This window comes from Streptomyces luteolifulvus (assembly GCF_008806595.1).
Classification (GTDB): Bacteria; Actinomycetota; Actinomycetes; order Streptomycetales; family Streptomycetaceae; genus Streptomyces; species Streptomyces luteolifulvus.
Window position 1 is genome coordinate 292,158 of sequence record NZ_VZRB01000003.1, and the last position, 17,214, is coordinate 309,371.

Here is a 17,214-nt window from a genome sequence, read left to right on the forward strand (position 1 = left end):
TCTGTAGTGCTCTGTCGTGCTCTTTCGTGACGGCGGTGGAGGGTCAGTCCTCCGTGCGGGCCGCTGTTCCGTCGACGCCACCGAAGATGGTGCCTCCGTCGTCGCCGCCGTTGTTGCCGTTGCCTCCCTGGTCCACGGTGATGAGGTCGACGGTGGTGCCCTGGTCGACCTGGGTGCCCTGGACCGGGTTGGAGGTGACGACGAGGGCGTCGCCGTTCTGGGAGCCGGCGATGTTGCCGATCTGGAGGCCCGCCTGCTGCAGGAGCTTCTGGGCGTCCTTGAGCTTCTGGCCGTTGATGTTCGGGACGGCGACCTGGCTCTTGGCCTTGCCGATCTGGATGTTGACCGAGGAGTTCTTGTCGGCCTGGGTTCCGGCCTGCGGTGAGGTGGCGATGACCTTGCCGACCTGGTTCGGGTCGTCGGTCTCGACCTCGGTGCAGTTGCCGACGAGCTCATTGGCCGTCATCTGCGCCTTGGCCTCGTCACAGGTCTTGCCCAGGACGTCCGGGACGGTGGCCTTCTCCTCGGCCTTGGCGATGGTGAGGGTGATCGTCGATCCCTTCTCCACCTCCTCGCCCTTGATCGGGTCCTGGTCGAGGACGGTGTTCGGGTCGTCCGAGGAGGACTCCCGCGTCTCCGTCTTGATCTTGAACTGGTAGTCGTCACCCTGGAGTTTCGACGTGGCCTCGTCCAGGGACAGGCCGATCACGCTCGGCACCGTCACCTTCGGGGCGCCGGTCGAGATCACCAGTTCGACGGTGGAGTTCTTCTTGACCCTGCTGTTGGGTTTCGGGTCCTGGTCGCAGATCTTGCCCTTGGGCTGCTCCTCGCAGGGCTTCGGCGTGAAGTTCAGCTCCAGCTCTGCGTTGTTGGCCAGCTGTTGTGCCTCGACCCTGGTCTTGCTCACGAAGTCGGGCACGTTCGCCATGTCATTGGCCGCCCCGCCCCCGCTGAAGATCCACTTGCCGATGAGGATCGCGCCCACGAGCACCAGGATGCCTGCCACTACCAGCAGGACCGTCGAGGTGTGCGACTTCTTCTGGCGGCGCCGGTCGGGGCGGTCGTCGTAGCCGTAGCCGCCGTCGTCCGGGTTCATGGGGGGCAGCATCGACGTGGCGCCAGCGTCCGTGGCGCGCAGCGCGGTCGTCGGCTGGTCGTCGGGGTAGCCCCCGTAGCCGACCGAGCCCATCGCCGCCGTCGCCGCGACCGGCTGGCCGTCGAGGCAGGCCTCGATGTCGGCGCGCATCTCGTCGGCGGACTGGTAGCGGTAGTTCGGGTCCTTGGTGAGCGCCTTCAGGACGATCGCGTCCATCTCGGGCGTGATCTCGGCGTCGAAGACGCTCGGTGGCTGAGGCTCCTCGCGTACGTGCTGGTACGCGACCGCGACCGGGGAGTCGCCCACGAAGGGCGGGCGGACCGTCAGAAGCTCGTAGAGCAGGCAGCCGGTCGAGTACAGGTCGGAGCGGGCGTCGACCTGCTCGCCCTTGGCCTGCTCGGGCGAGAGGTACTGGGCGGTGCCGATGACGGCGGCGGTCTGCGTCATGGTCATGCCGGAGTCGCCCATCGCGCGGGCGATGCCGAAGTCCATCACCTTGACCTGGCCGTTGCGCGTCAGCATGACGTTGGCGGGCTTGATGTCGCGGTGGACGATGCCGTTGCGGTGGGCGTACTCGAGGCCCTGGAGGATGCCGATGGTCATCTCCATCGCGCGCTCCGGCAGCAGCTTGCGGCCGCTGTGAAGAAGCTCACGGAGCGTGGAGCCGTCGACGTACTCCATGACGATGTACGGGATCGAGACCCCGTCGATGTAGTCCTCGCCCGTGTCGTAGACCGCGACGATCGCGGGATGGTTGAGCGAGGCGGCCGACTGGGCCTCCCGGCGGAACCGGGCCTGGAAGGACGGGTCGCGCGCGAGGTCGGCGCGCAGCGTCTTCACCGCCACGGTGCGGCCGAGGCGGGTGTCATGCGCGAGGTAGACCTCGGCCATGCCACCACGACCGAGCACCTGGCCCAGTTCGTACCGGCCGCCGAGGCGACGCGGCTCTTCCATAGCTACCTACCAGCCCTCTCCGTCGGTCCCGGCCGACACGTCTGTGCGGCCGGAGGCTGCCGTCCGGGCATACCGTACCCGGCTCGTCGTGTGTGACCTGGCCAAGCCCGTCACCCGATACAGGACCGGTATCGCAACGTGCACCGATGTGAAGGGGACGTGAGCGGGGTCACTTCTTGCTGTTGATGACCGCCTCCATCACGCTCTTCGCGATGGGCGCCGCCAGACCACCGCCGGAGATGTCGTCACGGACGGCACTGTCGTCCTCGACCACCACGGCCACGGCGACCGGTGAGCTGTTGTCGCTGAGCTTGGCGTAGGAGATGAACCAGGCGTACGGCTTCTCGCTGTTGTCGACACCGTGCTGGGCGGTACCGGTCTTGCCGCCCACGGTGACGCCGTTGATCTGCGCGTTGGTTCCGGTGCCCTCCTTGACGACCGTCTCCATCATCGACTGAAGGATCTGGGCGTTCTCCTCGGACAGCGGCCGGCTGAGCTCCTCCGGATCGGTCTGCTCGAGGGTGTCGAGGTTGGGGGCCTGGAGCTTGTCGATCATGTACGGCTTCATCAGCTTGCCGTCGTTGGCGACGGCCGAGGCGACCATGGCCATCTGGAGCGGCGTCGCGGCGGTGTTGTACTGGCCGATCGAGGACAGCGCGGTCTGCGACTGGTTCATGTCGCCGGAGAAGACCGAGGCGTTGGAGCGGACCGGTGTGAACTGCTCGGAGGTGAAGCCGAACTTCTTGGCCTCCTCCAGCATCTTGTCGTTGCCGAGGTCGGCGCCGACCTTGCCGAAGACGGTGTTGCAGGAGTAGCGCAGGGCGATCCGCAGCGTGGCGTTCTTGCAGGGGATGCTGCCCTCGTTCTTCAGCGGGGTCGTGGTGCCCGGCATGATCCAGGGCAGCGGCGAGTCCGTCTTTTCGTCGGCGGACTTGTAGAGCCCGTTCTCCAGGGCCGCGGCGGCGGTGACGACCTTGAACGTGGAGCCGGGCGGGTAGGTCTCGCGCAGCGCCCGGTTGAGCATCGGGTCGTCGGGGTTGTTCTTCTTCTGGAGCTTGTTCCAGGCGTCGCCGTCGTTGGAGCCGGCGATCGTGGAGGGGTCGTACGACGGGTAGGAGGCCAGGGCCAGGATCGCGCCGGTGGACGGGTCGATGGCGGCGACGGCTCCCTTGCCGCGTCCCTTCAGGCCTTCGTAGGCAGCTTTCTGGGCGTCGGCGTTGAGCGTGGTGACGACGTTGCCGCCCTCCCGCTCCTTGCCCGTGAGCATGTCGAGGGTGTTGCGGAAGAAGAGCCGGTCGTCGGTGCCGGTGAGGATGCCGTCCTCGAGGTTCTCCAGCTGGTTGGTGCCGTAGGCCTGCGAGGCGTACCCGGTGACGGGCGCCCACATGGGGCCGTCCTTGTAGGTGCGCTTGTACAGGAAGTCGCCGCTGGCCGCCTCTTTGGAGCCGGTGATCTCCTTGCCGTCGACGATGATGTTGCCGCGCGGGGTGGCGTACTGCTCGATGGCGACGCGACGGTTGTTCTTGTCGGTCCGCAGCTCGTCGGCCTTGACGTACTGGAGCCAGTTGTCACGGATGAGCAGGGTGAGGACCAGGAGCCCGCAGAAGATCGCGATCCGGCGCAGGGGTTTGTTCATGACGGGCGGACCACCTGGGTCATCTCGGCGTCGGGGTTCGGGGCGGGCGCGGGCGCCGGGCGGCGCGCGGTGTCGCTGATGCGGATGAGGACGCCGATGAGGGCCCAGTTGGCGATGACGGAGGAACCGCCGTACGCCAGGAAGGGCATCGTCATACCGGTCAGCGGGATGAGGCCCATCACACCGCCGGCGACGACGAAGACCTGGAGGGCGAAGGCGCCGGACAGGCCGATGGCGAGGAGCTTGCCGAAGGGGTCGCGGGCGGCGAGGGCGGTGCGGACGCCGCGCTCCACGATCAGGGCGTAGATCAGCAGGATCCCCATCACGCCGGCCAGGCCCAGTTCCTCGCCGAAGGTGGCGAGGATGAAGTCGGAGTTGGCGGCGAAACGGATGAGCTCGGAGTGGCCCTGGCCCCAGCCGGTGCCGAGGGTGCCGCCGGAGCCGAAGGCCCACAGGGCCTGCATGGCCTGTTCGGAGTGACCGGCGACGCCCTGCCGACTGAGCATGTACTCCTTCATCGGGTCGAGCCAGGCCTGGACGCGCTGCTGGACGTGCGGTTCGAAGCTGGCCACGCCGACGGCGCCGGCGCCGGACATCAGCAGCCCGAAGACGATCCAGCTGGTCCGCTCGGTGGCGACGTACAGCATGATGACGAACATTCCGAAGAACAGCAGCGACGTACCGAGGTCGGTCTCGAAGACCAGGATGAGGATCGAGATGAACCAGACGACCAGGATCGGGCCGAGGTCGCGGCCGCGGGGCAGATACAGGCCCATGAAGCGGCGGCTGGCGAGGGCCAGCGCGTCACGCTTGACCATGAGGTAGCCGGCGAAGAAGACCGCGAGGACGATCTTCGCGAACTCACCGGGCTGGATGGTGAAGCTGCCGACCTGGATCCAGATCCTGGCGCCGAAGACATTCAGGCCGAGGCCCGGCACCAGCGGCAGGAGCAGCAGGATCAGCGCGCCGACCATGGAGATGTAGGTGTAGCGCTGCAGGACCCGGTGGTCCTTGAGGAAGATCAGCACGGCGACGAACAGGGCGATGCCCATGGCCGTGTAGATCAGCTGGTTGGTCGCCTTGCCGCCGGCCACGTTGATCGATTGGAGCAGCTTGGACTGGTCGAGCCGCCAGATGGCGACCAGTCCGAGGCCGTTGAGCAGGGTGGCCAGCGGCAGCAGCAGTGGGTCGGCGTACGGCGCGAACTTCCGTACGACGAGGTGGCCGATGCCGGCCAGCAGGCCGAGGCCGATGCCGTAGCCCAGCAGGCCGGCCGGCACCTCGTCGTTCATGGCCAGGCCCACGTTGGCGTACGCGAAAACCGGGATGACCACGGCGAACACCAGGAGCGCGAGCTCGGTGTTGCGTCGGCTCGGTGCGCCGATGGCGCCGATCGTGGACGTGTGGTGCGTCGGTGTGTTGGTACTGCTGCTCATCGTGTGACGGGGCCTCTCACGGCTTGGCTACTGCTTGTCGCACAGCGAGACGACCTTCTGCTCCTGGTCGGAGAGGCTGGGGCCGGGGCTGGGAGTGGTCGGGCTCGCTGACGGGGACGGGGACTTGGACCCCGAGGGGTTCGGGGTCGGCGACGCCTTGGACGCGAGGGAGGTACTGCTGGTTCCCTCGGTGCCTTCCGCCTGGCCCTTGTCGGTCTTGGAACTCTCCTTGCTGCTGCCCGCCGTGCTGCGCTCGGCCTGCTTCTTGCACGCGGAGGCCTGCACACCGAGCTCGGAGATCTTCGACCGGGCATCGGACAGCCCGCCTTCGGCGATCGTCGCCTTGACCTGCTTCTGCTGGTACGGCGGCAGGTACTTGAGTTCGATCTCGGGGTGGTCCTTCGCCACCTTCGACAGCGACACCCAGGCGAGGTCCTGGCTGATGCCCCGGTACAGCGCGACGTGCTCGCCGTTGGCGCCGACGTAGTACTGCGTCTGTGTCCAGCGGTAGCCGCCGTACAGACCGCCGCCGACGACGGCGAGCGCGAGCACGCTGTAGAAGGATCTCTTCAGCCATTTGCGGCTTTTATGGGGTTTGATGAAGTCTTCGTCGGTGTAGTCGCCGAAGCTGCCCGCCGGGGCGTAGCCGGTGGTGTCACCGGAGCCGGGCGGGCCGAACTCGCCGCCTCCGCCGCCCTGTCCGGGCAGTCTGCGGCCGAGGCCGGAGGCGCGGCCGGCAGGGGTCTGCATGATGCCGTTGTCGTGCAGCTGGAGCTGGTTCTCGGCGACCGCGCCGACCACGACCGGGGTGTCGGAGAGCTGCCCGGCGAGGGTGTCCCCGGTGTCGAGGTCGAGGACGTCGGCGACGATGACCGTGATGTTGTCGGGGCCGCCGCCGCGCAGCGCGAGCTGGATGAGCTCCTGCACGGTCTCCTGGGGGCCCTGGTAGCTGGCGAGGGTGTCCTCGAGGGTCTGGTGGGAGACAACCCCGGACAGGCCGTCCGAGCAGATCAGATAGCGGTCGCCGGCGCGGACCTCGCGGATCGACAGGTCCGGTTCGACGTGGTCGCCGCTGCCCAGCGCGCGCATCAGCAGGGAGCGCTGCGGGTGGGTGGTGGCTTCCTCCTCGGTGATGCGGCCCTCGTCGACGAGGCGCTGCACCCAGGTGTGGTCCTGTGTGATCTGCGTGAGCACGCCGTCGCGCAGCAGATACGCGCGCGAGTCGCCGACATGGACGAGGCCGAGCCGCTGGCCGGTCCACAGCAGGGCGGTGAGCGTGGTGCCCATGCCCTCCAGCTGGGGGTCCTCCTCGACCATCGAGCGCAGCTGGTCGTTGGCGCGCTGGACGGCGGTGCCGAGCGAGGTGAGGACGTCGGAGCCGGGTACGTCGTCGTCGAGGGCGACGATGGTGGAGATGGCCTCGGAGGAGGCGACCTCGCCGGCCGCGGCGCCGCCCATGCCGTCGGCGATCGCGAGCAGACGCGGACCGGCGTATCCGGAGTCCTCGTTGCCTTCCCGGATCATGCCTTTGTGCGATCCGGCGGCGAAACGCAGTGACAGACTCATGCGCACCTCGCCCGTTGGCTCCGGGTACATCCGCACGGTGCCCACCCTCCGGTCGGGAGCGCGCCGGGGCCCGGGGTGCCGGCCACCGCTGCGTGCTCGCTCCGCTCGCTCATTTTCGTACTACTTCCGCAGCTCGATGACTGTCTTGCCGATGCGGATCGGTGCGCCCGGCGCGATCGGCGTGGGGGTCGTCAGCCGCGTTCGGTCGAGGTACGTGCCGTTGGTGGAGCCCAGGTCCTCGACGATCCACTGGCCGTCTCGGTCCGGGTAGATCCTGGCATGCCGGCTGGAGGCGTAGTCGTCGTCCAGCACGATCGTGCTGTCGTGCGCCCGGCCCAGAGTGATCGTCTGGCCCTGGAGCGCGACGGTGGTGCCGGTGAGGGTGCCCTCGGTCACGACCAGCTTCGTGGGGGCGTTGCGGCGCTGGCGGCCGCCTCCCGCCTGCTGGCGCTGCTGCGGGGGCGCGGCCTGCTGCCGGGCGGCCTGCTGGGGCCGGCCCGCTTCGCGCCGGGAACCGCGCTGGGTGACACGCGTACCGAACAGGTCGCTGCGGATGACCTGCACGGCCACGATCACGAACAGCCACAGAACGGCCAGGAAACCCAGCCGCATGACCGTGAGGGTCAGCTCTGACATTGCCCCCGCTTCACCCTTCGGCTTGCCGGTAAATGATGGTGGTGCTGCCCACGACGATCCGCGAGCCGTCGCGGAGCGTAGCGCGGGTGGTGTGCTGCCCGTCCACCACGATGCCGTTGGTGGACCCGAGATCCTGGATCGTCGAGGGCGTTCCGGTCCGGATCTCACAGTGCCGGCGGGAGACGCCGGGGTCGTCGATCCGCACGTCGGCTTCTGTGCTGCGGCCCAGCACCAGCGTCGGGCGGGAGATCTGATGGCGGGTGCCGTTGATCTCGATCCAGTGGCGGGTCCGTCCGCCCGTCTGCGGTGTGGCCGGGGGCCGCCCGTAGGGGGCGGCGCCGGGGCGGCCGCCCACGGGCGGCGGCGCGGCCGGCATGGGCGGGGCGCCCGCGTGCGAGGGCTGCGGGTAGCCGTAGGCGCCGGGGCGGCCCGCGGGGCTCGCCGGGGCGGGCCCGGGGGCCTGCTGGCTGCTGGAGGAGGCGAGCGTACGGCTGCGGACCCGGTACAGGCCGGTGTCGAGGTCGTCCGCCTTCTCCAGGTGGACCTTGATGGGGCCCATGAAGGTGTAGCGCTGCTGCTTGGCGTAGTCGCGCACCATGCCGGCGAGCTCGTCGCCGAGCTGGCCGGAGTAGGGGCTGAGACGCTCGAAGTCCGGCGTGCTCAGCTCCACGATGAAGTCATTGGGTACGACCGTGCGGTCGCGGTTCCAGATGGTCGCGTTGTTGTCGCACTCCCGCTGGAGCGCTCCGGCGATCTCGACGGGCTGGACCTCGGACTTGAACACCTTGGCGAAGGTGCCGTTGACCAGACCTTCGAGACGCTGCTCGAACTTCTTCAGGACTCCCATGGGGCACCTCCTCCGTCGCTGCTTCCGTCCTGCATCCCGCTCGTCGTGCTGAGCGGGTACTGCCGTGCTGGGTACTGCTTGTGCTGGTCTTGCCGGTCGTACTGCTTACTGATCGTATCCACGCGCCGGTAAATCGGCTGGTTCCCCCTGTCGGCCCCGTCGACGGGTGTCGACGCCTGACGAGGTTCCCTGCGGAGCTCCACTTCGAACTCCTGCGGGACCCAGTCCTGCCGAGGCCGGGGACTGATGTCCTGCCAAGGATCGTAGAGGCGGCCGGAGACCAGTGTCCCGCACCTGACTGTGGACCCTGCCCGGCTCCTGGGGAGACGGGCGGGAACGGTACGAGGTTGATACGTGAACAGGTACACGTTGATACGTAGCCGAAGGGTCGACGGGTTGGTCGGACGGGACGGCCCGGCGGGCCGTGTTCGGGGCGGGCGGAACCGAAGCCGCTGGTGGGCGGCTGCCCCAGGACAAGTGATGTGAACCCACCCCTGCCAGCGTGCTAGTGTTCTGGATGTCGGAAGGCGCCGACCCCAAGGGGCGTCAGCCGGAGGACACACCCAATGCGCGGGTGGCGGAATAGGCAGACGCGCTGGATTCAGGTTCCAGTGCCCGCAAGGGCGTGGGGGTTCAACTCCCCCCTCGCGCACAGCTGGAAGCCCCGCAGGTCGTGGACCTGCGGGGTTTTTGCGTTGCCTGTTGCCCGTTGTTCGTTGCCCGTGCCCGTTGCCCGGTGCCGGAACGCCCCGGCAGGGTGACCGGGATTACCTGGTGAGGACAATCACACGGCACACCACCCGGACGGGACGAGGGTGTTTTCCACAGTCACGGAGTTGTCCACAGGGACTGACGTCTTTCGGCCACCGGCTGTACGGTCTGCACAAGTTGATGTTCGTGTGCGTACGGGGGAGGCGGTCGGTGTGGGCGAGGTCGGTGCAGAGGTGGTCTCACAGGAGCCCTCGCCGGAGGCTGCTCGGCGGCTTCCCCGGGTGCGGGGATTCGCCGAGTGGCCCTCCGAGGGGTCGGCCAAGCAGGAGGGCAAGGCGCTGCGGGAGCTCGTCCCGCGCAGCGCGCATGCCGCGCTGGACCTGGACTCCTCCCGGCCGGAAGCGGTCAGCGCGGTCGAGGAGTCCAACCGGGGCCGGCTGTCCGACCTCACGCCGATAAGGGTCGGCCGGATGGCGGCCACGCCGTTCGCCTTTCTGCGCGGTTCGGCGGGCCTGATGGCGTACGACCTGGCACGCACCCCCATGACCCGCATCCGCGCCCAGATCTGCGGCGACTCGCATGCGGCGAACTTCGGTCTGTACGGCGATGCGCGCGGCGGTCTGGTCATCGATCTGAACGACTTCGACGAGACGGTCCACGGCCCCTGGGAGTGGGACCTCAAGCGGCTGGCCGCCTCGCTCGTGCTGGCGGCGCGTGAGGCGGGCGCGGACGAGGACACCTGCCGCAAGGCGGCCAACGACGCGGCCGGCGCCTACCGCCGCACCATGCGCCTGCTCGCCAAGCTCCCGGTGCTCGACGCGTGGAACGCCATCGCGGACGAGGAGCTCGTCTCCCACACGGACGCCCATGACCTGCTCGGCACGCTGGAGCGGGTGGCGGAGAAGGCGCGGGCCAACACCAGCGGGCGTTTCGCGGCGAAGTCCACGGAGTCGACCGAGGACGGCGGGCGCCGGTTCGTCGACGCTCCGCCGGTCCTGCGGCGCGTCCCGGACGCGGAGGCAGCGGCTGTCGCCGCGTCGCTCGGCGAATATCTGAGCACCCTCTCCGAGGACCGCCTGCCGCTGCTGGCCCGCCACGCGGTGCACGACGTCGCGTTCCGCGTCGTCGGCACGGGCAGCGTCGGGACCCGTTCGTATGTCGTGCTGCTCCTGGACCACCGGGGCGAATCGCTCGTGCTGCAGGTGAAGGAGGCCCGGCCCTCTGCGCTGGTGCCGCATCTGGCCAGTGCCGGGTTCGAGACGCCGGACGTCGCCCACGAGGGCCGCCGGGTCGTGATCGGGCAGAAGCGTATGCAGGTCGTCAGCGACATCCTGCTGGGCTGGAGCTCGGTAGAGGGACGACCCTTCCAGGTACGGCAGTTCCGCAACCGCAAGGGCAGCGTGGATCCCGCGGCCCTGGCCGCCGACCAGCTCGACGACTACGGCCGGATGACCGGCGCGCTGCTGGCCCGCGCCCACTCCCACAGCGCCGACCCGCGCCGGATCGCGGGCTACTGCGGCAAGAACGAGGAACTGGACGAGGCGATCGCCGCCTTTGCCGTCGCCTACGCCGACCGCACGGAGGCGGACCACGCGGAGCTGGTGGCGGCGGTGCGCTCGGGGCGGATCGCGGCGGAGACGGGGGTGTGAGCGCGGGCGGGATGCCCCACAGCCACGGGGACCCCCGGTTCGAGGGACGAACCCGGACGGGGGCTGGCGGGCCGTGGCCTACGCTGGGCGGGTGACGAGCGCGGAAGCTGAGCAGGGCGGTGGTGTGGCCGGTGAGAGCCCGGTGACGCCCCAGGACGGTGCGGCCCGGCCCGAGGAGCGGCTGGAGCGAGCCGTTCGGGCGGCCGAGCAGGCGCTGATCGAGTACGAGATCGCGGTGGAGACCTTCCGTATCGAGGTCGAGAACTTCTCGCGCCTGCACCACCAGAAACTCGGCCCCATGTACACCCGGCTCGACGAGCTGGACGCGCAGATCGCCGAGGCCCGTGCCGAGCGCACCGGTGACCCGGAGGACCGGCGCAAGGCCGACGAGGCACGCGCCAGAGTCATGCCCATGCCCGGCGTGGAGGAGCTGTTCCACGGCTGGATGGACGGCGGCGGGCTGTTCCCGGAGGCGGCCGCGATGCTCACGGACCAGCCGGTACGGCCCCCGCAGCGGGTGCGCCCCAGCGACGGGGCCCGCAAGCTCTACCGCGAGCTGGCCCGCCAGGCCCACCCCGATCTGGCGCAGGACGACACCGAGCGGGCTCGGCGCGAGGAGTTCATCATCCGCGTCAACGCCGCCTACGCCCGGGGCGACGAGCCGCTGCTGAAAGAGCTCGCCGAGGAGTGGGCGGCCGGCCCGGCTCCCGAGCAGCCGCGTCCGACTCCCGCCGACGAGCTCTACGCCCGTCTCGAATGGCTCGCCCGGCGCAAGGAGATGCTCGCCCAGGTCGCCCGCGAACTGGAGGAGAGCGCGATCGGCGGGATGCTCCGGCTGGCCCCGGACGACCCGGACGCCCTCCTGGATGAGATCGCCGAACAGCTCCTTGCCCAGGTCGCCGAACGCGAGGCGGAACTCGCGGCGCTGCTCGGGTAGCGTCGGGAGCATGCATTTCGGAGCTGGTGTGCCCACGGTCGAGGTCGCGGACCTCAAGGACGACGACTTCCTGCTGGACGTCCGTGAGAACGACGAGTGGCGGGCCGGTCACGCCGCAGGGGCACTGCACATCCCCATCAGCGAGTTCGTGGCCCGATACGGCGAGCTGACCGAGGCCGCGCCGCAGGACGGGCGGGTCCATGTGATCTGCCGCTCCGGCGGCCGCTCGGCCCAGGTCGCGATGTACCTCGTCCAGCAGGGCATCGACGCCGTGAACGTCGACGGCGGGATGCAGGTGTGGGAGGCGGCGGGCCGTCCGGTCGTGACCGACGAGGGACAGTCCGGGTTCGTCCTCTAGACGGCGCCGTCCCGGCAGACGGCTCCCTCCCCGGCGGTCAGCCCAGTGGGTGGGCCGCCAGCAGGTCCCCCAGGGCCTCCTCGTGCGCCGCCGCCGGGCCGAGGGACAGCTCCAGGTGCTTGGCCCAGGCGTGATACCGGTGCAGCGGATAGTCGACGTCGGCGCCGAAGCCGCCGTGCAGATGCTGTGCCGTCTGCACGACCCGCCGTACGCCCTCCGAGGCCCAGATCTTGGCGACCGCGACATCTCCGGACGCGGGCAGCGCAGCCTGCGCCCCCGAACCGATCCGCCACGCGGCCTGCCACAGCGTGGCCTCCATCGCGCGCAGGTCGATGTAACGGTCGGCGGTCTGCACGGCGACGGCCTGGAAGGTGGCGACCGGGAACCCGAACTGCTCCCGCTTGCCGGTGTATTCACCGGTCATGCGCAGCACCCGCCGGCCCAGGCCGAGCGCCAGCGCACAGGTCCCGGTGGCCAGCAGATCACGCAGCCACTCCCAGGCGCCCTCGGCGTCAATGACGTCACGCGCCGCGATCCGCACCGAGTCCAGACGCACCTCGCCCAGCCGCTCGCCGGTGGTGGAGATCTGCTCGGCGATCACGACTCCCGCGTGGACGCGCGGCACCAGGGCGAGCACGGTCCGGTCGGCGGCCGTGTGGGCGGGTACGACGACGAAGTCGGCGTTCTGCGCCCAGGGCACCGCCGTCTGCACCCCGTCCAGGATCCACTCGGCGCCCTCGCCCTCGTCGCCGGACTGCCGTGCGGTCACGGCGAGTTCGGCCGGGTCATGGCCGGTGCGACCGCTCGCGGCGACGGTCAGCACGACCTCCCCGCGGCCGGCGCGGGCCAGCAGACCGGACTTCAACTCCTCGCCGCCGTAGGCCTGTACGGCCGCCGCGGCCGCGCTGTTCTCCAGCAGCGGCACCCGGGCCAGTACCTTCGCCGACTCGCGCAGCACCAGGCACAGCGCGACGGCGTCCAGGCCCGCCCCGCCGTACTCCGCGTCCAGCAGCAGGCTCAGCAGATCCGCCTCGGCGAGCCTGGCCCACAGGGCGCGGTCGAAGTCGTCGGCGACGGCGCCCGCGGTGAGGGCCGGGCTGGGCACGGTGTCCGGCGCGACCCCGGCGAACACGCCGCGCGCCGCCTCGGCCGCCGCCTGCTGCTCCTCGCTGAAGGTGAAGTCCACGGTCCTGTCCTTCCGGCGGGTCTGATCTGACGACCCGTCAAGATAGAACAGGTTCTACAAGAAGGGAACGGGCCCGCAGACCCGCCCCACAGCCGCTCGCCTACCGGTCGAAGTCCAGCTCCACCTTCTCCGTCACCGGATGCGACTGGCACGCCAGCACATAGCCCGCCTCGGTCTCCTCGGTCTCCAGCGCGAAGTTGCGGTCCATGCGCACCTCGCCAGTGACCAGGAAGGCCCGGCACGTCCCGCACACCCCGCCCTTGCAGGCGTAGGGCGCGTCGGGCCGGTTGCGCAGCACTGTCTCCAGGAGCGACTCGCCGTCCTGGACGGGCCAGGTCCCGCCGCGGCCGTCGAGCCGCGCGGTCACCGTGCTGTGCGCGGGGGCCGGCCGGGCCGGTGCGGTCGTGGTGCCCTCGTCGACGTGGAAGATCTCCTCATGGATGCGGGAGCGCGGCACACCGAGGCCGCGCAGCGCCCGTTCCGCCCCCTGCACCAGCCCGAACGGCCCGCACAGGAACCAGCCGGCCACCTGCTCCACGGGCAGCAGAGCCGGCAGCAGCCCGGTCAGCCGCTCCTGGTCCAGCCGCCCGGACGGCAGCCCCGCCTGCTGCTCCTCCCGGGACAGCACGGTCACCAGCTGCAGCCGCTCGGGATAGCGGTCCTTGAGGTCGGCGACCTCCTCGAGGAACATCGTCGAGGTGGTCGTACGGTCGCTGCGTATCAGACAGAACCGGGCCTCCGGCTCGCGCGCCAGCAGCGTCGAGACGATCGACAGCACCGGGGTGATACCGCTGCCGCCGACCACCGCGGCGTACAGACCGGGCGCGGGCTGCAGGGTGAAGCGGCCCGCCGGGATCATCACCTCCAATTCGTCCCCGACGTTGATCTCCTTGAGCGCGTACGTCGAGAACGCCCCGTCCTCGACCAGCCGCACCGCGACCCGCAGGGTGCGGGGCGCTTCGCCGTCCGGCGCCGGGGCCGGGGAGCAGATCGAGTACGTGCGCCGGATCTCGGTGCCGTCGACGATGCGGCGCAGGGCCAGATGCTGGCCCGGCGCGTACCGGTAGTCCTCGCGCAGTTCCGGCGGCACCGCGAGCGTCAGGGCCACGGAGTCGTCGGTGAGCCGGTCGACCGCGGCCACCGGGAGCGGGTGGAAGCGGGCCATCACAGCTCCTTGAAGTGGTCGAAGGGTTCCCGGCAGGACAGACACCGCCGCAGCGCCTTGCACGCGGTGGAGGAGAAGCGGCTGAGCAGCTCGGTGTCGGCGGACCCGCAGTGCGGACAGCGCACGGGATCCGGTTCGCCGTCGGTCGTGCGCGTCGGTCCCAGCTCCAGGGAGACCGGTCCGGACGCATGGCGCTCACGCGGCGGCGCGATACCGAACTCTCGCAGCTTGCGTCGCCCTTCGGCCGAGATGTCGTCCGTCGACCAGGCGGGCGTGAGCACCCTGCGGACGGTGACCTCGCGCACGCCGTGGTCGTGCAGCACCCGCTCTATGTCCAGCGACATCGCCTCGACGGCCGGGCAGCCGGTGTACGTCGGGGTCAGCTCGACCTCGACCGAGTCCGCGCCCCGTATGTGCACCGCGCGCACCACACCGAGTTCCCGGAGCGTGATCACCGGCAGTTCGGGATCGGGCACCGAACCGGCGAGTTCGAGGAGTTCCGCCTCCAGTGCGGTGGCCGTCACCATGACGCCCCCGGGTGGCTGCGGTGCAGATGCTGCATCTCGGCGAGCATCCGTCCGAAGGGTTCGGTGTGCAGGCCCTGACGGCCGGCACCGGCCGTCCACGCCCCGGAGCGCGGGCCCTCGGGGACGGTCAGGGTGGCCCGGCCCAGCACCTCGCCGACGGAGGCGAGCCAAGCGGACTCCATGCGCTCACCGTCGACATCCAGCCCCTCGACCGGCCGGAACATCTCGCCGGTGAACCGCCACAGGGCCGCACACGCCCGCTGCATCCGCTCATGGGCGGCCTCCGTGCCGTCGCCGAGCCGCAGGGTCCACTGCTCGGCGTGGTCGCGGTGATAGGCGGTCTCCTTGACGGCCTTCGCGGCGAGCGGGGCGAACGGGCCCTCCCCGGCTGCCAGTTCGGCGTACAGGAGGTGCTGGTAGGTGGAGAAGTACAGCTGGCGTGCGATGGTGTGCGCGAAGTCGCCGTTGGGCTGCTCCACCAGCTGGAGGTTGCGGAAGGCGCGCTCCTCACGCAGATACGCCAGCTCGTCCTCGTCGCCGGCCATCGACAGCAGCACCCGGGCCTGGCCGAGCAGGTCGAGGGCGATGTTGGCGAGGGCGACCTCCTCCTCGAGGACGGGGGCGTGGCCCGCCCACTCGCCCAGGCGGTGGGAGAGCACCAGCGCGTCGTCGCCCAGGGCGAGGGCGGCCGTCAGGGGCACGGTCGTGGGCGTCGTCACAGGTGCTTCACCCCCTCCGGGATCTCGTAGAAGGTCGGGTGCCGGTACGGCTTGTCTGCGGCCGGTTCGAAGAACGGGTCCTTCTCGTCGGGGGAGGACGCGGTGATCGCGGACGAGGGGACGACCCAGATCGAGACGCCCTCGCCGCGCCGGGTGTACAGGTCGCGGGCGTTGCGCAGAGCGAGCTCCGCGTCCGGCGCGTGCAGGCTGCCGGCGTGGGTGTGGGACAGGCCGCGGCGCGAGCGCACGAAGACCTCCCACAGCGGCCAGTCGGTGTTGGTCATGCTCGCGTCGCTCCTGTCTCGCCCGTCTCGCCGGTCTGCCTGCCGCCGCTGTGCTTCGCCGCGTAGGCCGCGGCCGCCTCCCGCACCCAGGCGCCCTCGTCGTGCGCCCGTCTGCGCTGGGTCATGCGCTGTTCGTTGCACGGGCCGTTGCCCTTGAGGACGTCCCAGAACTCCGCCCAGTCGATCACGCCGAAGTCGTGGTGCCCGCGCTCCTCGTTCCACCGCAGGTCCGGGTCCGGCAGGGTGAGGCCGAGGGACTCGGCCTGCGGGACGCAGATGTCGACGAAGCGCTGGCGCAGCTCGTCGTTGGAGTGGCGCTTGATCTTCCAGGCCATCGACTGCGCGGAGTGCGGGGACTCGTCGTCGGGCGGGCCGAACATCATCAGGGAGGGCCACCACCAGCGGTCCACCGCGTCCTGCGCCATCGCGTGCTGTTCGGGGGTGCCGCGGCCGAGGGCCAGCAACAGCTCGTACCCCTGGCGCTGGTGGAAGGACTCCTCCTTGCAGATGCGGACCATCGCGCGCGCGTACGGGCCGTACGAGCAGCGGCACAGGGGGACCTGGTTGGTGATGGCGGCGCCGTCCACCAGCCAGCCGATCGCGCCCACGTCCGCCCAGGTCAGCGTCGGGTAGTTGAAGATCGAGGAGTACTTCTGGCGGCCGGTGTGGAGCTTGTCGAGCAGCTCGTCGCGGCTGGTGCCGAGGGTTTCGGCGGCGCTGTAGAGGTACAGGCCGTGACCCGCCTCGTCCTGGACCTTGGCCATCAGGATGGCCTTGCGGCGCAGGGAGGGCGCGCGCGTGATCCAGTTGGCCTCCGGCTGCATGCCGATGATCTCGGAGTGGGCGTGCTGGGCGATCTGGCGGATCAGCGTGGAGCGGTAGGCGTCCGGCATCCAGTCGCGGGGCTCGATGCGCTCGTCGGCGGCCACGGCGGCGTCGAAGGCCGTCTCGTACGCATCGGTGCCGGTGGTGTCGGTGGCGTCGCCTGTGCCGTACGCCTGTGTGCGAGCCGTCTCGTGAGCGGCTGCTGTCGCCATGGGGTCCCCTTCGACCTGGGCTCTCTGCCGGAGAAGTTCTCCCGACCGATCGTTCGGTTCGTGCGATTCCATGGTGTGACGGGCGCCCTGAGGTGTCAACCGCTGTGGATAACCTGCGGGAGCCCCTGTGGACAGCCGTGTGGCGATGGACACGGCGGTGCGGTCCGGGAGGGGGCTGTGCCGGGCGGGCGGGCCTGAGTACCGTTCCCGTGCGAGCGCCGGGGAGCGGCGGGCGCGGGTGCTGCGGCGCCGGGTGGCCGCACGAGGGAGCCGGGCGGCCGGAAGACGGACCGGATTCTTGGAACGGGGCGGAATGGACGCGTACGACGGAGGCTCCGACGCCCCGCACGGGCCGACAGGGCCGGGCGCGGCCGCCGGAACCGGCAAGCCGGACGCCCCGGCCGAGCCGCAACACGGGCCGGCTTCCGCCGCTGAATCGCAGGGTCCGTCTGCCTCCTCCGCCGAGTCGG

Annotated in this window: 15 protein-coding genes and 1 tRNA gene; 4 read left to right on the plus strand and 12 right to left on the minus strand. The window is 70.3% G+C overall.

The window, feature by feature from the left end; all coding sequences use genetic code 11:
- Positions 1-43: 43 nt before the first annotated feature.
- The 6 genes from pknB to F7R91_RS06400 all read right to left on the minus strand — a co-directional run bounded on the left by pknB (position 44) and on the right by F7R91_RS06400 (position 8,171).
- Positions 44-2,050 (minus strand): Stk1 family PASTA domain-containing Ser/Thr kinase, encoded by a 2,007-nt coding sequence (pknB, locus tag F7R91_RS06370; protein WP_150945348.1) that lies wholly within the window; start codon positions 2,048-2,050, stop codon positions 44-46.
- Positions 2,051-2,219: 169 nt separating this feature from the next.
- Complete coding sequence (locus tag F7R91_RS06380) at positions 2,220-3,686, minus strand: peptidoglycan D,D-transpeptidase FtsI family protein (RefSeq protein ID WP_150945350.1); 1,467 nt, start codon at positions 3,684-3,686, stop codon at positions 2,220-2,222.
- Positions 3,683-5,122, minus strand: a complete 1,440-nt coding sequence (locus F7R91_RS06385; protein ID WP_150945352.1) for an FtsW/RodA/SpoVE family cell cycle protein — start codon at positions 5,120-5,122, stop codon at positions 3,683-3,685. Before F7R91_RS06385 ends, F7R91_RS06380 begins: the two co-directional genes overlap by 4 nt.
- A 27-nt stretch (positions 5,123-5,149) precedes the next feature.
- Positions 5,150-6,718, minus strand: coding sequence for a Stp1/IreP family PP2C-type Ser/Thr phosphatase (locus F7R91_RS06390; protein WP_191971383.1), 1,569 nt, complete (start codon positions 6,716-6,718; stop codon positions 5,150-5,152).
- 90 nt (positions 6,719-6,808) lie between these two features.
- On the minus strand, positions 6,809-7,324 hold the full coding sequence (locus tag F7R91_RS06395; RefSeq protein ID WP_150945355.1) for an FHA domain-containing protein FhaB/FipA: 516 nt from the start codon (positions 7,322-7,324) through the stop codon (positions 6,809-6,811).
- Positions 7,325-7,334: 10 nt separating this feature from the next.
- Positions 7,335-8,171, minus strand: coding sequence for an FhaA domain-containing protein (locus tag F7R91_RS06400; protein ID WP_150945358.1), 837 nt, complete (start codon positions 8,169-8,171; stop codon positions 7,335-7,337).
- 568 nt (positions 8,172-8,739) lie between these two features.
- Between F7R91_RS06400 and F7R91_RS06405 the strand changes: the two genes are divergently transcribed.
- The 4 genes from F7R91_RS06405 (at position 8,740) to F7R91_RS06420 (ending at position 11,826) form a co-directional block, all read left to right on the plus strand.
- Positions 8,740-8,823 (plus strand) — tRNA-Leu (locus tag F7R91_RS06405).
- A gap of 271 nt (positions 8,824-9,094) precedes the next feature.
- Positions 9,095-10,531 carry a DUF2252 domain-containing protein gene (locus F7R91_RS06410; RefSeq protein ID WP_225320551.1) on the plus strand — a complete coding sequence of 479 codons (1,437 nt, stop codon included), beginning with the start codon at positions 9,095-9,097 and terminating at the stop codon, positions 10,529-10,531.
- Positions 10,532-10,622: 91 nt separating this feature from the next.
- On the plus strand, positions 10,623-11,468 hold the full coding sequence (locus F7R91_RS06415) for a J domain-containing protein (protein ID WP_150945362.1): 846 nt from the start codon (positions 10,623-10,625) through the stop codon (positions 11,466-11,468).
- A gap of 28 nt (positions 11,469-11,496) precedes the next feature.
- The gene (locus F7R91_RS06420) at positions 11,497-11,826 is read left to right on the plus strand and encodes a rhodanese-like domain-containing protein (RefSeq protein ID WP_150945606.1); all 330 of its coding nucleotides are present in this window, start codon (positions 11,497-11,499) and stop codon (positions 11,824-11,826) included.
- A gap of 37 nt (positions 11,827-11,863) precedes the next feature.
- Here the strand turns inward: F7R91_RS06420 and F7R91_RS06425 are convergent, their stop codons facing one another.
- From F7R91_RS06425 to paaA, 6 genes are all read right to left on the minus strand, one after another.
- Positions 11,864-13,012: an acyl-CoA dehydrogenase family protein gene (locus F7R91_RS06425; RefSeq protein WP_150945364.1), complete on the minus strand. Its 1,149-nt coding sequence runs from the start codon at positions 13,010-13,012 to the stop codon at positions 11,864-11,866.
- A gap of 100 nt (positions 13,013-13,112) precedes the next feature.
- Positions 13,113-14,177: a 2Fe-2S iron-sulfur cluster-binding protein gene (locus F7R91_RS06430; RefSeq protein WP_150945366.1), complete on the minus strand. Its 1,065-nt coding sequence runs from the start codon at positions 14,175-14,177 to the stop codon at positions 13,113-13,115.
- Entirely contained in the window at positions 14,177-14,704 is a 528-nt protein-coding gene (paaD, locus tag F7R91_RS06435) for a 1,2-phenylacetyl-CoA epoxidase subunit PaaD (protein ID WP_150945368.1), read from the minus strand. Before paaD ends, F7R91_RS06430 begins: the two co-directional genes overlap by 1 nt.
- A complete protein-coding gene (gene paaC / locus F7R91_RS06440) occupies positions 14,698-15,423 on the minus strand; it encodes a 1,2-phenylacetyl-CoA epoxidase subunit PaaC (protein WP_150945370.1) in 726 nt (241 codons plus the stop codon). The genes paaD and paaC overlap by 7 nt, the downstream gene beginning before the upstream one ends.
- Positions 15,420-15,707 carry a 1,2-phenylacetyl-CoA epoxidase subunit PaaB gene (gene paaB, locus F7R91_RS06445; protein ID WP_073944895.1) on the minus strand — a complete coding sequence of 96 codons (288 nt, stop codon included), beginning with the start codon at positions 15,705-15,707 and terminating at the stop codon, positions 15,420-15,422. Before paaB ends, paaC begins: the two co-directional genes overlap by 4 nt.
- On the minus strand, positions 15,704-16,744 hold the full coding sequence (gene paaA / locus F7R91_RS06450; RefSeq protein ID WP_150945372.1) for a 1,2-phenylacetyl-CoA epoxidase subunit PaaA: 1,041 nt from the start codon (positions 16,742-16,744) through the stop codon (positions 15,704-15,706). The genes paaB and paaA overlap by 4 nt, the downstream gene beginning before the upstream one ends.
- Between the last annotated feature and the right edge of the window lie 470 nt (positions 16,745-17,214).